We start from the raw sequence: 14,948 nt of genomic DNA, 5'->3' as shown, positions 1-14,948 counted from the left end.
TATGAACCAGAGCCCTGTATACCTGAGCCCTGAAAACCAGAGCAACATGCCCCTGCGCAACCCGATCCTATACGCGACAGCTTCGGATGGTCAGGAGCCTCGTCGGCAAGAGCAGAAACACTCCCTGCTCCACGGCCTTCTCAGTGGCATCCTGCTACTGGCTCTGAGTGCTTGCAGTCACATGCCGCCGACATCACCAGCACCGAGCCTGGCTACGCTGCCACCCGCAACACCCAGCGTCCAACGGCTGACCTTTGAGCACGCTGACAAGCGCGATACGCTTCTCGGTGTCATCCGCCACGACCATCAACAGTTGCAACTGGCCTTGCTGAGCTCGCAGGGCCAGCGACTTCTGACCCTGGTTCGTGATGAGCACGGCAGCCGTTTTTTGCCTGATGCGGTGTTCGATCCCCCCTTCAGTGCCGACTGGTTGGCTAGCCGACTGACCTGGAGCCTGTGGCCGGAAGGTGACTTACAAGATGCCTTTAACGGCACAGGCTGGGCATTGGAAACCGCGGCCCAGCAACGCAGGATCTACTACCGAGGTCGCCTGGTGGCACTTATTGATACCACACCGGAATGCCGTGTCATCGATGATATCGAGGCAGGATATCGGCTCTACATTGCACCGACAGCAGCCCAGAACACCGCAGCACAAGGTATGGAAACACAAGGTACGAAAACCCGAGACAACAGCACCACAGCATGCCCTCCACCATGACCCATTGCCGCCTCTATCCACCAGCTCTGGTCTGCCCACTTGGCGACCAACTGGACACCATTGCCACTCGCCTGTTCAACGGACAGGCAGGCCTGCGTACGAGTGATGCCTTCACACCGGGCAGACCTTTGCCAGTGGGGAGCGTTGACACAGCTCTTCCAGATGACAGCGGATGGCCCAGCAAGTACCGTTCACGTAACAACCGCTTGCTTGCGGCAGCCCTGGAGCGCCTGGCTCCCACTCTGGAAGACTGGCGCAGCGCCAATCCTGATGCGCGTATTGCGGTCATCCTGGGCACCAGCACGTCAGGCATCGGTGAAACCGAAGATGCGCTTTCACAACGCGGCAGGGACGGCGAGTGGCCAGAAGACTTCCAATACTATCGCCATGAAATCGGTGCCCCTGCGGATTTCGTTGCCTGGTACCTGAACCTTGATGGCCCTGCCTACACCCTGTCCACGGCCTGCACGTCCAGCGCCAAGGCCCTGGCCAGTGCCCGCCGCCTGATTGCCAGCGGCCAGTGCGATGCGGCCATCGCGGGAGGAGCCGACTCACTGTGCCGCTTGACCGTCAATGGCTTCGCCTCGCTGGAGGCGGTCAGCGACGCTCCCTGCCGTCCCTTTGCCGCCGATAGGAGAGGCATCAATCTCGGTGAAGGGGCCGCGCTATTCCTGGTCAGTGGAGAAAGCGGCGGCATTCAGCTTAGCGGCTATGGTGAAACCAGTGATGCCTATCATATTTCTGCCCCCCGGCCGGATGGATCCGGTGCCCGCGAAGCCATGCTCGCGGCTCTGCACATGGCTGGCGTGCAGGCGTCACAGGTCGACTATCTCAACCTGCACGGCACCGCCACCAAGCTCAATGATGCAATGGAATCCCTGGCCGTTGCCGAAGTGTTCCCTCAAGGCGTGATCTGCAGCTCGACCAAGAGCCTGACAGGCCACACATTGGGGGCATGTGGTGCCCTGGAAGCAGCCTTCTGCTGGCTGGCCATCGACCGCGGGCAACTACCGCCTCAACTGTACGAGGCCGATCCGGCCCTGCCCGCCCTGACCTACAGCCATGGTGGCCAGTGCGATGTGAAACGCGCCCTGTCCAATGCCTTTGCCTTTGGCGGCAACAACATTGCTCTGCTCATGGAACGTAGCCAATGATTCACCATACGACTCCCGACCAGGCAGATTCATGTCCTCAGCCCATTGACTCACTGGTGCCCCACGAAGGTGACATGTGCCTGCTGGATGAGTTGCTGGAGGTTGGACAGGAACATCTGCGCGCTCGAGTTACCCCGAAGCGTGATGACCTGTTCGCAACCTCCGAAGGAATCCCCGGCTGGGTCGGCCTGGAGTGGATGGCCCAGGCTATCGCCGCTTGGTCAGGACACCACAACTCCGATCAGGGGCGGCGACCCAGCATCGGCTTCCTGCTCGGCACCCGGCGCTATCGCTGTGACCTCGCATCCTTTCCCTTTGGTGTGCCCGTCGAAGTCGCCATTCAACTGGATTATCGTGCCGACAATGGCCTGGGCGCCTTCCAGGCTGAGCTGCACACGGCTCAGGGCCAGGTCGCCAGCGCTCTGCTCAATGTGTTTCAACCCGAATCCGAAGATGCCCTGAATGCCATGTTGAAGGAGCAACCATGAGGGATACCATTCTCGTTACCGGCTCCAGCCGAGGCATTGGCCGTGCCATTGCTCTGCGCCTGGCAAAGGACGGCTTCGATATCGTGCTGCATTGTCGTCAACAGAAGGATGCCGCCGAGCGTGTTGCCGAGGACATTCGCCACTTGGGCCGTGAAGTGCGCATTCTGTGCTTTGACGTGACTGACCGCGAGCATGCACGCCAGACGCTGGAAACAGACATCGAAACGCATGGGGCTTACTACGGCGTCGTGTGCAATGCCGGCATCACCGCTGATGCCGCTTTCCCGGCGTTGTCCGATGCCGACTGGGATGGAGTCATCGATACCGGCCTCAATGGCTTCTATAACGTGATCAAGCCCGTCACCATGCCATTGGTACGTCGTCGCAAACCCGGGCGCATTGTGGTCATGTCATCCGTCTCCGGTCTGATGGGTAACCGTGGACAGGTCAACTACAGCGCCGCCAAGGCCGGCCTGATCGGAGCAGTGAAGGCATTGGCCATCGAACTCGCCAAGCGCAGGATCACCGTCAATGCCGTTGCGCCAGGATTGATCGACACTGACATGACAGAAGACCTGGCTCGCGATGAAGCGCTCAAGATGATTCCCATGCAGCGCACCGGTACCGCCGATGAAGTCGCCGCTGCCGTCAGTTTCCTGTGTTCCCACGAGGCAAGCTACATCACCCGCCAGGTCATCGCGGTCAACGGAGGTATGTGCTGATGGCAACCAACGCCATGCGCCCCGACGGTCTGGGCCGACGCGTGGTCGTGACCGGAATGGCGGGGTTCTCGCCTATCGGCAACGACTGGCCAAGCATTCGCCAGCGTCTCGCTGCGGGGATCAACGGCATCTGTCATATGGGCGAGTGGGAACAGTACGAGGGCTTGAACACGCGTCTCGCCGGAGTGGTGAAAGACTTCTCCTTGCCCGATCATTACCACCGCAAGGCCTTGCGCAGCATGGGGCGTGGAGCCCGCATGGCCACCCGGGCCAGTGAACTGGCCCTGGAGGATGCCGGCCTGCTTGGCAGCGCGTTGACCGGTAGCGGTCGCATGGGCATCGCCTATGGCGCCTCCGCCGGAGAACCTGACGCGGTGGCCGACTTCGGTAACATGTTGATCAACAAGTCCACCGATGGGCTTAATGCCAACTCCTATATCCGCATGATGGCGCATACCGCACCAGTGAACATCGGGGTTTTTCTTGGTGTTCGCGGACGCATCCATACCACCTCCAGTGCTTGTACTTCCGGTAGTCAGGGGATCGGCTATGCCTACGAGGCCATTCGCTTCGGTCGCCAGACCGCCATGATTGCAGGCGGCTGTGAAGAGCTTTCCGCCTCCGAGGCAGCCGTCTTCGATACCCTGTTCGCAACCAGCACACTCAACGACCAACCCGAGAAGACACCTCGTCCTTTCGATGTTGACCGAGATGGTCTGGTCATCGGAGAAGGGGCAGGAACTCTGATCCTGGAGGACCTCGAACATGCTCTGGCCAGGGGAGCCAGGATCCATGCCGAACTGGTGGGGTTTGCCACCAACAGCGATGGTCGCCATGTCACGCAGCCAGATGCCGCCATGATGGAGGCCGCCATACGCGAAGCACTCGCCGATGCCGCGTTGTGCCCTGAGCAGATCAGCTATGTCAGCGCCCATGGCACAGCCACGGAACGTGGCGATATTGCTGAATCCATAGCCACACAAGCCGTCTTTGGAAAAGCACAGCCGATCAGTGCATTCAAGAGTTTTACCGGTCACACTCTAGGGGCCTGCGGTGCACTCGAAGCCTGGGTCGCCATCGAGATGATGCGTGAGGGCTGGTTCCACGCCACCGCTAATCTGGATACGCTCGATCCAAAATGCGCAGAACTGGATTACCTTTGTGGCAAGGGCCGCCACATCGACTGTGAATATGTCATGAGCAACAACTTTGCCTTCGGCGGTATCAATACATCACTGATCTTCCAGCGCTGGGGCCCATGAGCCCCTGGTGCGACGGGTTCACTGCTCACCCTGCAACCACCGCATCAGCGGCGCCATCTCACCATGCAATCTATCTCACCGCACAATCTATCTCACTGCACAAGGAGTGATAAAAGATGAAGAAAGGACTGATTTGCCTGGCCTTGATGCTCAGCAGCATGGTTCTGACATCCATGGCTCAGGCCCGCGATACGCAGTATTTCCTGCCCATTCAGGATGTACTGGCCATGCCAGAGGCCAAGAAAAAGCTCGACCCCAATATCCACTTCGTCTTCGGCGATAGTGCCGTCGCCGGCAACGTGGTTCAGGAACATGGCCCTGTGGTCACATACCGCAAGACCAATGCCCTGAACAAGACCGATGAGGAAGCCTGCCGCTGGGTCATGCTGTCCGCCCTGCTTACGATACAGGAGCGTGCCAAGACGGAAGGTGCCAATGCAGTCATCAACATCACCAGCTACTACGATGAAATTGCCAGGCCTTCAGCAACGGAATACGAATGTCGTGCCGGCGCCCTGATTGCCGGGGTCTCGCTCAAGGGTGAAGTTGTCACACTGGAATGAACCGGGCCCCGCTCGCCTGCTGCTGGCCCTGGCACGGACCGGGCCAGTAGCCAGAGGAGCCGGAGCCTCTCGCCTGGGTCGCGAGCTGCTGTCACAGCTTGCGGCCGAGTGGCAGATTGACTGTCCCCTGGCTGGCTGGTCACCGCGCGGCCATGGGCCGGTACACCACGATAACTTGCCCAATGGCATCTGGCCGGGGCTGAGCCATCGTCGTGATCATGTCATCGCCGCCCTGTCCAACCAGCCCATCGGGCTGGACATTGAATGTTCCCTTGGACGTCATGTACGCAGGCTCGACCGTCTGGTCGAAGCTTTCCCCACACTGCAGACACGCACTGCCATCCGCCAAGATACCCAACCATTGCAGGCTTTCTATCGGGCCTGGACCCTGCATGAAGCGCTGTTCAAACTCGCCTGGTGCGAAGGAAAAAGGCCTGCGCACGTGCTTTCCTCGGATATCGCGACCATGCTCGACGAGCTGGCTCCGAATGGCACCATACATGTCTGGCAATATCAGGATGAGCAATTGACCATTCATCTCTGTATTCGCAGCCCTGAGCTCGAAACCAGAGATGAGCTCGAAATCAGCACGCCACTGCCAGGAACTTCTGTGGCACTCAGGCCTGTACAGGGTCTTTCCGCTCATTTCAGGTAGTGCTCTCCCTCGCCCGTTGCTGCTGGCGGGGACGATTTCCTTGTCGATGACGAATCACTTTCCCCGCTTACTTCACGCATCACCACGATGGGGTTGATCAAAAGTCGAGTTGCACAAAATGTCTGACATTTACTATATTGCAGTCAGACATTTTGGAGCTTGCGCATGGATCTCCCCGCCGCACCGCCGATTGCCCAGTTGCCCGTACCTGCCCAGGAGTGCAGCGCTTCTGCATTGGCTGAGGTCCTGGCCCAGGCGATCCTGTCAGGCCACTGGCAACCTGGCGACACTTTCCCCCGGGAGATCGATCTGTGCGCCCACTTCTCCGCCAGCCGCAACAAGGTGCGCAACGCTCTGGCGGAACTGAGTACCGCCGGGCTGATCGAGCGCGTCGCCGGGCGTGGCACTCTGGTCAAGGACATTATCGACTGGCACCTGCTGGCACCACAGATGAGTGCCTGGATGACGGGGCTGGACTCCCCCCATCCGAGCCTGATGAAAGCGGTCTTTACCTTTCGTCTGTCTGCAGAACCCTATATCAGTGAGCTGGCGGCATTGAATGCCACCGCCGAGGACCTGGCTCGCATCGAGGCCGCTTTCATCGGCATGCGCGACAGCGCCGGTGTAGAAAACCTGCGCCAGAAGCATATCGAGCATGATGTCGCCTTTCACGATGCGATCTATCGCGCCAGTCATCATCTGGTATGGCGACAGATGGGGCTGCTACTCAAGCCATCCATCGTAGCGCTGATTCAAAGTGCACAGCATCACACGCAGGACTTGAGCGATAGCCTCGAGCGCCACCAGCAACTACTGGAAGCCATTCGCCTACGCCAGCCAGCACAGGCACGCCACGCCACAGAGTGCCTGCTGGAACGCACCGCAATGGATCTGGAAATCGACCACAACGCGCCGCTGCCCGCAGTCACATTGCGAGCACCATCACGCCCCTCTCAAGATTCCACTCGAGGACACTGACGATGAAAATTACCCGACTCAAGACCTGGCAAGTTCCACCACGCTGGCTGTTTCTGAAGATCGAGACCGATGAAGGCGTCTATGGCTGGGGAGAACCCGTGATCGAAGGTCGTGCCGCCACGGTGGAAGCCGCCGTGCATGAGCTCGCCGATTACCTGGTCGGCCAGGACCCTCGTAACATCGAACACCTGTGGAATGTCATGTACAGGGCCGGCTTCTACCGTGGCGGCCCGATACTGATGTCCGCCATCGCCGGTATCGACCAGGCGCTATGGGACCTCAAGGGACGCGATTTGGGTGTTCCCGTCCACCAGTTGCTCGGTGGCAAGGTACGCGACAAGATGCGCATGTACGCCTGGACCGGCGGCGACCGCCCTTCCGATGTGGGCGCTGGTGCCAAGGCCCTGGTCGACCAGGGTTTTACCGCTTTCAAGATGAATGGCACACCAGAACTGCAGATCGTTGATAGCCACCGCAAGATCGATGAAGCTGTGGCCCGCGTCGCCGAGGCCCGCGATGCAGTAGGCCCGGATGTGGGCATTGCCGTGGATTTCCATGGTCGTGTACACCGCCCCATGGCCAAGACGTTGATGCGAGAACTCGAGCCCTACCATCTGATGTTCATCGAAGAGCCGGTGGCCCCGGAGCACCTCCCTGCTCTGAAGACCATTGCCCAGGACCTGGCCACTCCCATCGCCACCGGTGAGCGTCTGCATACCCGCTTCCAGTTCCGCGATCTATTTGCCGACAACATGGTCGATATTGTCCAGCCTGACCTGTCCCATTGTGGCGGCATCAGTGAAGGCTGGAAGATTGCCACCCTGGCCTCGGCCTATGACGTGGCCCTGGCCCCCCATTGCCCGCTCGGCCCGCTGACCCTGGCGGCTTCCCTGCAACTGGATGCGGTATGCCATAACGCCTTCATCCAGGAACAGAGCATGGGTATCCACTACAACAAGGATAACGACGTGCTCGACTATCTGGTCGACAAGTCTGCCCTGGCCATCGAGGACGGCTTCTGCGCCATTCCGGAAGGCCCGGGTCTTGGTGTGGAAATCAACGAGGCATTCGTCGAAGAACGTTCAAAAGTTGGCCACCGCTGGCGCAACCCGGTGTGGCAACATGAGGATGGCTCCGTTGCCGAGTGGTAAGGGTCGCGCTCAACGGTAAACGCTCAGGGAGAACAATATGCCCACTATCTCTCCATGCCTCGGCCATGCCGAGGCACTCTATTCTACCCCTTGTCACCTAGGGGAAGGGCCTAGCTGGGATGCCGCCCGTGGCGAGTTCCGTTGGCTTGATATTCTTGGCCTCCGGTTGCATCGCCACCACCTGGAAAGTGGCGAACACCGAGTGATCGAGCTTCAACAGTTGAGTTCCTTCGCCCAGCCACTGGCCGATGGTGATGATCTGCTGGTCACCGAGCACGGCCTGGCCATCATGGAACATGCTCATGGACAGGTGGCCCCTTGGCGTGATGTAGAAGCCGACAATAGTGTCACCCGCAGCAATGACGCCCGCGCCGACCAGCATGGTGGCCTGTGGTTCTCGACCATGGGCAAGCATGCTGAACCTGGCGCAGGCAGCCTGTATCGTCTCTATCGTGGCACCATCTATACACTGCGCACGGGTATCAGCATTCCCAATGCGCTGTGCTTCTCGGCCGACGGCCAGCATGCCTGGTTGACTGACACCACGACTCAAGTGGTGATGCGCTGGTCACTGGATGCCGACGGATTCCCGCAGCGCGCCGATGGCAGCGCCTTCCTCCAGAATGGACAGGCAGCAGCACCAGACATGCTGCTGCCTGCCGAGCCCTGGGCCGATTTCAGCAACGACCCCGGCAATCCGGATGGCGCCGTGGTCGATAGCGAAGGTTGCATGTGGCTTGCCTTGTGGGGCAGCGGACGCGTCGCACGGCTGTCGCCAGAGGGCAAGGAGATCGGCCATGTGCAAGTGAATGCCGAGCAACCTTCTTGCCCAGCCTTTGGCGGCCGTGATCTGACGACATTGCTGATCACCACGGCGACCGAGGGTCAGACGAAGCAGACACCGGGGCGCCAGGACGGCGCGACCTTCATCATCGAGCTGCGTGACATCCTGCCCGGTGTGCGTGGACAGCATGAGGAACCGCTGCATATTAGGTAATGACAAGTGCCATTACTGGTTTGATATTGCAGAAACACAGGCTAGAGACCTCGTCGATCTGATAACCTGAGCCCCTCAAAGCAGGTACTTCAGGAAGCAAGCGAGGTCATGGCCAAAACAGCAGCACGCAGGCGTCCCTACCAATTGGCAGAGGTCATCAAGGGCTGGATCGTCGATCGCCAGCTCAGCCCTGGCGACCGTCTACCCGGCGAAGCCGAATTGATGGAGATGTTGGGGGCATCCAAGGGCACGATCCGCGAAAGTACACGGGTTCTCGAGGCTCAAGGTCTGGTCGAAACCCGCACGGGACCCGGCGGGGGAGTCTTTGTACGAGAAATGAGCGAGACCCGAGCCATTTCCCTGCTCAGCCATTATCTGTATTTCAAGGATCTCTCGATTCACGACATCTATCAGATCCGCCTGGCGCTGGAGCCAGAATTGGCAGCATCACTTGCCGGCCAAGTCAGTGCCGAGGACCTCACCCGCCTGCGGGCCAGCCTTCACAGCTATGCGGAGCCAGCCCAGAATCTTGACGCAGAGCGCCAACAGCACATTGACTCCCTGGCCTTTCACGAGGAACTGGCCCAGCTTTCGGGCGGCAATCCTCTGCTGGTCTTCATCATCCGTTTCACCGCCCAGATACTGGCCGACCTGACCGTTTATCGCCGTCTCTACGAACCAGGAGATCACCACCTGGGGCCGGCCGGCTGCCAGTACCATGCCCAGGTTCTGGATGCCATCGAGGACGGCGATGCTGACCGGGCCCGCCAGTTGATGCGCGAGCACCTCCTCGATGCTCAGGCGGTGATGAATGACAACGAAGTTCAGGTAAAACGCGGCTTTCTCAGCGAGAAATAACCTAAACAAGAAACAACCTAAACAAGAAACAACCTAAACAAGAAACAACCCAGGCAAGCAGTAACCTAAGAGGAAATCTCCACCCGCGATGGGAGGTCGGCAAGAAACTGCATCAACGCTCGGGTGGCCGCCTCCCCATCTGCCGCATTGATCGCTTCACCGGGGTGATGACTGAGCCCATCCCGGCAACGCACGAACAACATGCCAATATCCGTCAGGTCACACATCGCCAGGCCATCATGGCCAGCGCCACTGAACAACGGCTCAGCCGGCTGGCCACTGGCCCTGCAGGCATCTCCCAGGGCCTCTATCAGCCAGGGAGCGCAGTCCACGGCTTCTGCCGAATACGTCTGCTCAATGCTCACCTCCAGCTCCCGAGCCGCAGCAAGTCGACGACAAGCTGCCAGAATGGCATCACGCCCTTGTGCACGCACTTCCGCCCGGGGAGAGCGCAGCTCCAGGGTGAAGGTTACCTCGGAGGGAATCACGTTGACCGCATTGGGGCGGACATCGAGCTTACCTACCACACCAACGAAATCCTCGGTGGCATTCAGCACACTATCCGCTTCCAGGATCATCTCGGCGGCCCCGACCAGCGCATCACGGCGCCCAGGCATCGGCGTCGTTCCCGCATGGCCAGCCTTTCCTGAAACGGTCAGGCGGTGGCGCTCAATGCCGGTCAGTGCGGTGACAATCCCCAGGGCATGATCTCGACGCTCGAGCACCGGCCCTTGCTCGATGTGTACTTCGACAAAGCCCAACACTGAATCCGGCTGGCGTGCCAGTGCAGGGATGTTCTCTGGTTCACCGCCGAAGTCCTGCAACGCCTTAGCCAGGCTGATGCCATCAGCATCCTTGGCCTCGAGGCTCGAAGCATCGAAGGTACCGGCCAAAGCACGGCTACCGATCAAGGTCGATTGGAAACGGGTACCTTCTTCGTCACCGAACGCCACGACTTCGACGCCATAAGGTAGTGTCACTCCGGCTTCCTGCAATGCTTCAAGCGCCAGCAACGGTAGAGCAACACCCAGCATACCGTCGTATTTACCCCCTTCCACCACGGTATCCTGATGCGACCCCATGATCAGCGTTTTCTCACCCGCCTTAGCGCGAGCACAGCGCCCAACCAGATTGCCCGAGGCATCCAGCTCAGGTGTCAGGCCAGCCCTGCGCATCCAACCGGAAATGACGTCACAGACACCGCGATGCTGCTCGGAACAGAATAGCCGAGTCACTCCTGGGCCCGGCTCAGAATGCTGAGCAGCCTCATCCAGCCGTTGCAGCAAGGTATGCCCCAGGTCAGTCGTTACTATCGTCATAAAAACTCCATCAAGTGGCCTCATTCCCGGTACAGAGATCAAGACACCTGTTCCCTGTACTGAGATGAAATATGCACCGAGGTTGAATATGCTGGCTCAACGCGTCGGCAAAGAAGCCAGGAAAGTAGAGAACTCCGGCGCACGAACACGCCGCACCAAGCCCCTCAACTCAGCGACAAGGTCGCCCTCACACCAATCCACACGCAGATCGATGGGAGCCGCCGAGAAGGACTCGATGCGCAGAGCACAGGAACGAACACCACGTTTGTCTCCACCTGCCTCAAGCGCCATATCCAGAACATGGATCAGCACTTCTGGCAGGTTAGATGCGTAATTTTCGCGGTAATCGGGAGGAGAGGCGCCCAGGCGCACTGCCTCGGGGTTGTGGCATGTCTGCATGGCAAAAGCGTCGACCATGACATCGACGACCGCAGCATCTGCCAGCATGTTGCCTGCTGCAGCGACTGTCGGACGCAGGCAGGCGGCAACGGCGGCGACATTGTCCATTCCGTGGTGTGCCGCAGCCTGGCCTTGTCCATCCATCACCAGGCACTGCCGTCGCGAAGCTCCATCATCTTCCCGAACCACACCACTCAGTGCCTCACCGGCCCCATGGCCGTCAGCCAAAGCACGTTGAATGCCTTCGGGATACCAGGGGTTGGTCGCCAACCCCTGGGTCACGCAGGCGCCCAGCCCACGCCAGACATGATGGACATACCCACCCACAGCGACACCGCCAGTGGCAGTCAGTGCAGCGACTGTCCCGCTACTCGGATGAACATGCACCAATGACAGGGTCATGGCATCAATACCCGGCCAGGTGGCCAATGAAAAGTCCCACCCAGGCCAGCAGGTAAACCAATACCATGAACGGCAAGATCGCCTTCAACCACTTCTCGTAGGACACCCTGCCCAACGCCAGCATGGCCAGCGTACCACCAGAGGTGGGAACGATCAGATTGGTCAACCCATCACCGATCTGGAAGGCAGTGATCATCAACTGGCGGCTCATTCCGACAAGATCCGCAACAGGGATCAGGATCGGCATAGTGACAAGTGCCTGGCCAGAGCCCGACGGTACGAACAGGTTGATCACGCCCTGGACCACACTGGCCATGATGGCCGACAGCGAAGCAGGAATTCCCTGGATCAGGCCACTCAACGCATAAACGATGGTGTCAATGATCTGAGCTTCCTTGAGGATGACCTGAATCGAAGCCGCCAGGCCAATCACCAACGCTCCCGCTGTTACGCTGGAAGCTCCTTCCATCATCTGTTTGACGATGTCATTGGCGGACAAGCCATTGACGATCCCGATCAGGATGGCGATCAGCAGGAACATGCCAGCGATCTCATTGATGTACCACCCTTGGGTGAAGACCCCTACCAGCATCGCAACCAGGCCACCACCGAAGACAACAAGCGTCAGCTTGTCTCGCCCGGAAAGATGATATTCATCCAGCGACTTGCTCATGGCCTCAGCGTTGGCCGGTTCCTCGAAGTCCATTCGGGTGACAAAGCGACAGATATAGAAAGACAGCAGGGCCAACGCCGACACCACGAGCAGAACCCGCAACCAGGCGCCTGAAAAAGTCGGCAGCTCGGCAATGCCCTGTGCCACACCTACGGTATAGGGGTTGATCGGTGACAGAGCAAAGCCGACACCGATGCCTCCTACCGCCATCGTGGTACCCACCAGACTGGAGCAGCCCACGGCGCTCGCAATCAGCACGGCAATCGGCACCAGGGCAATATTGTTCTCGAAGCCGACGGCCACGCCAAAGAAGCCATAGATGAAGGTGCCCACCGTGATGATCAGGTTGCGGCGCTCGACACCTGCGCGATGCACTGCTACCCCGATGGCATTTTCCAGTGCGCCTGTCCTTTGCAGCATATGAAACAGGCCACCGGCAATAAACACGATGAACAGGTAGAGCGAGGCTTCGTTCAGTCCCTTGGGAATCGCGACAAAAATGTCGAAAGGCGAAATTGCTGCGACATCATTGAGATAGTGGAAAGAGTCCGGCACCACACGGGTGCGCCCATCCAGCATGACCCGTTCAAATGCTCCTGCCGGAATCAGGAAGGTCAGCGCATAAGTGGCAAGCAGGATCAGAAAAATCAGCACCATGGGATCTGGTACTGCCTGGTACCACTTCTTGCGCTTGCGCTCGTTCAATACTTGGTCTTGTGCGCTCATAGCATTGTCCTTGTTGGAGTCAGTCGCCCATACCTCCAAGACATGACCGCATGCACATCGCCCAGGAGAATGGCATGCTTAATTTATCATGATAAATTCTCAGGACAAGCCTCGCTGTGGCTATCTTTCCCCTCTCAGAGACTTTCTTTCCCCTCTCAGATACTTCTCTATAGAAGCATTCTCAGCGATTCCCCCGAATTTCCAGGCCATGTTGCTTGAGCTTGCGCACGACACTGGGCTGGCTGATGCCAAGGCGCTCAGCGATCGCGTAAGTGGAGGGCAACTGCTGGCAAAGCTCGGCAAGAATGCGGTATTCAGTGCGTGCCAGGGCCTCCTTGAGCCCTTCATGTTCCGCCAGACTAGCCCCGACAGACCCCATATCGGCTTGCTTCGGCACACCCCCATCAGCGGTATTCCTCTGGCTCTCGACGTTCAAGGTGCGCGCGTGAATCACGTCGTCACTGGATAGCCAGGCCCGCTCCAGCACATTCTCCAGTTCGCGCACATTTCCCGGCCAGTCATGCCCCATCAGCACTTGCCACACGTCACGATCGAGTATCTTGTCACGCCCATAACGCTGGTTGAGCCGCCCCAGTTGTCGTTCGACCAGGGCAGGCACTTCCTCGCGTCGCTCACGCAGGGGCGGCAGGGTGACAGGTATGACATTGAGCCGGTAATAGAGGTCAAGACGGAATTGCCCCAGCTCGACACTTTGAGCCAGATCCTGATTAGTGGCCACGACCAGGCGAAAGTCGACGCGACGGGATTCCGTATCGCCCAGACGTGTGATGCTCCCATCCTGAATGGCCTTGAGCAGCTTGGTCTGCACTGACAGCGGCAGCTCACCGATCTCATCCAGAAACAGGGTCCCTCCTGCCGCCTGCTCGATCAGTCCCACGCGTCCACCAGGTGCCGCCCCCGAAAAGGCTCCCTGGCGATAACCGAACATTTCCGACTCGAACAGGCTTTCAGGAATCGCGGCACAGTTCACGTCGATGAATGGCCCCTCGGCACGAGGGCTCCAACGGTGCAGCAAGCGCGCGAAGACCGTCTTGCCGACACCGGATTCGCCCTGCATCAACACCGTGGCATCGGTAGATGCCACACGACACAGTAAGCTGGCTATCTCGCGCATGACAGGACTATGAGCTTCCAGGTCCCCCAGGGCCGCTTCAAGATCTTCGGCATCCTGCCCAAGACCATGGCCTAGCTTGACGTGATCACTGAAGCGCTGCTGCAGCAAGGCATATTCCTGCTGCAGCAATTGCAGGTCGGTCAGGTCCATGGAACGGCTGACGACAGCGACCAGCCTATCGCCATCAAAGACGGGATGTGCCTGGGCAATCACCGTTCGCCCGGTACTGGTCTGCTGCACCAGTTGGGCAGCCTGCCCGGTTCGGAAGACTTCCATCGTGACGGAAGGCCGCAGTACACCTTCCGCCTCAAGACGCTGAACGGTGGTCTGGCATAACGCCTCCCGCGACATGCCATACACGGCAGCCGCTCCAGGGCTGACGTCACGAATACGGCCACTGGCCTCAACAATGAAGAAGTGGTCATGCGCGGTATCAATGATCGTCTGGAGGATGAGGTCTTCTATATAAGCGCCCATAACGGCTCCCGCAAAACAATCCATAAATGAATCAATGATTCATTAGTGTATCGCACCACGACCCAATTCGATTCAAAAATGAATCACCCTGCTTCTCATCGCAGATGAAACTGACGGCCGCAAAGGCTTTTCGGGATTGGCATGGTTCCTGCAGGTCTTGGAAATGAAGCCACATGTCAGGGATGTCCCAACGTCATCGGCCACCTGACGGCAATCTCGACAGCGAAATCTCAACAGTCAAATCTCAACAACAGTCATTCAAAAGCAG

The 14,948-nt window shown here is 59.0% G+C and carries 15 protein-coding genes; 11 read left to right on the top strand and 4 right to left on the bottom strand.

The features are described 5' to 3' along the window. Position 1: 1 nt before the first annotated feature. The 11 genes from E4T21_RS02385 (at position 2) to E4T21_RS02335 (ending at position 9,549) form a co-directional block, all read left to right on the top strand. Positions 2-721 (top strand): DUF3261 domain-containing protein, encoded by a 720-nt coding sequence (locus E4T21_RS02385; RefSeq protein ID WP_240349264.1) that lies wholly within the window; start codon positions 2-4, stop codon positions 719-721. Further along, positions 706-1,875 carry a beta-ketoacyl-ACP synthase gene (locus E4T21_RS02380; protein ID WP_240349263.1) on the top strand — a complete coding sequence of 390 codons (1,170 nt, stop codon included), beginning with the start codon at positions 706-708 and terminating at the stop codon, positions 1,873-1,875. The genes E4T21_RS02385 and E4T21_RS02380 overlap by 16 nt, the downstream gene beginning before the upstream one ends. After that, positions 1,872-2,363, top strand: coding sequence for a hotdog family protein (locus E4T21_RS02375; protein WP_149283177.1), 492 nt, complete (start codon positions 1,872-1,874; stop codon positions 2,361-2,363). The genes E4T21_RS02380 and E4T21_RS02375 overlap by 4 nt, the downstream gene beginning before the upstream one ends. After that, positions 2,360-3,085, top strand: a complete 726-nt coding sequence (gene fabG, locus E4T21_RS02370) for a 3-oxoacyl-ACP reductase FabG (RefSeq protein WP_149283175.1) — start codon at positions 2,360-2,362, stop codon at positions 3,083-3,085. The genes E4T21_RS02375 and fabG overlap by 4 nt, the downstream gene beginning before the upstream one ends. Then, entirely contained in the window at positions 3,085-4,347 is a 1,263-nt protein-coding gene (locus E4T21_RS02365; protein WP_149283173.1) for a beta-ketoacyl-ACP synthase, read from the top strand. Before fabG ends, E4T21_RS02365 begins: the two co-directional genes overlap by 1 nt. Before the next feature lie 116 nt (positions 4,348-4,463). Continuing rightward, a complete protein-coding gene (locus E4T21_RS02360) occupies positions 4,464-4,910 on the top strand; it encodes an excinuclease ATPase subunit (RefSeq protein WP_149283171.1) in 447 nt (148 codons plus the stop codon). Beyond that, a complete protein-coding gene (locus tag E4T21_RS02355) occupies positions 4,894-5,565 on the top strand; it encodes a 4'-phosphopantetheinyl transferase superfamily protein (RefSeq protein ID WP_187775086.1) in 672 nt (223 codons plus the stop codon). Before E4T21_RS02360 ends, E4T21_RS02355 begins: the two co-directional genes overlap by 17 nt. A 165-nt stretch (positions 5,566-5,730) precedes the next feature. Next, positions 5,731-6,543: a FadR/GntR family transcriptional regulator gene (locus E4T21_RS02350; protein ID WP_149283167.1), complete on the top strand. Its 813-nt coding sequence runs from the start codon at positions 5,731-5,733 to the stop codon at positions 6,541-6,543. 2 nt (positions 6,544-6,545) lie between these two features. Then, complete coding sequence (gene dgoD, locus E4T21_RS02345; protein ID WP_149283165.1) at positions 6,546-7,694, top strand: galactonate dehydratase; 1,149 nt, start codon at positions 6,546-6,548, stop codon at positions 7,692-7,694. 37 nt (positions 7,695-7,731) lie between these two features. Further along, entirely contained in the window at positions 7,732-8,691 is a 960-nt protein-coding gene (locus tag E4T21_RS02340; protein ID WP_149283163.1) for an SMP-30/gluconolactonase/LRE family protein, read from the top strand. Positions 8,692-8,799: 108 nt separating this feature from the next. After that, entirely contained in the window at positions 8,800-9,549 is a 750-nt protein-coding gene (locus E4T21_RS02335; RefSeq protein WP_149283161.1) for a FadR/GntR family transcriptional regulator, read from the top strand. Between the two features lie 65 nt (positions 9,550-9,614). On the opposite strand, the gene E4T21_RS02330 is transcribed toward E4T21_RS02335, so the two are convergent. The 4 genes from E4T21_RS02330 to E4T21_RS02315 all read right to left on the bottom strand — a co-directional run bounded on the left by E4T21_RS02330 (position 9,615) and on the right by E4T21_RS02315 (position 14,680). Then, entirely contained in the window at positions 9,615-10,868 is a 1,254-nt protein-coding gene (locus E4T21_RS02330) for an allantoate amidohydrolase (protein ID WP_187775085.1), read from the bottom strand. Positions 10,869-10,964: 96 nt separating this feature from the next. Further along, positions 10,965-11,696: a DUF1028 domain-containing protein gene (locus E4T21_RS02325; RefSeq protein WP_205423447.1), complete on the bottom strand. Its 732-nt coding sequence runs from the start codon at positions 11,694-11,696 to the stop codon at positions 10,965-10,967. Then, a complete protein-coding gene (locus tag E4T21_RS02320; RefSeq protein ID WP_149283157.1) occupies positions 11,674-13,068 on the bottom strand; it encodes a YfcC family protein in 1,395 nt (464 codons plus the stop codon). Before E4T21_RS02320 ends, E4T21_RS02325 begins: the two co-directional genes overlap by 23 nt. Before the next feature lie 181 nt (positions 13,069-13,249). Continuing rightward, positions 13,250-14,680, bottom strand: a complete 1,431-nt coding sequence (locus E4T21_RS02315; RefSeq protein WP_149283155.1) for a sigma-54 interaction domain-containing protein — start codon at positions 14,678-14,680, stop codon at positions 13,250-13,252. Positions 14,681-14,948: the final 268 nt, after the last annotated feature.

The sequence above is a fragment of the Halomonas binhaiensis genome (assembly GCF_008329985.2).
In the GTDB taxonomy this organism is placed as follows: domain Bacteria; phylum Pseudomonadota; class Gammaproteobacteria; order Pseudomonadales; family Halomonadaceae; genus Halomonas; species Halomonas binhaiensis.
This window is presented reverse-complemented; position numbering and strand designations above follow the sequence as displayed.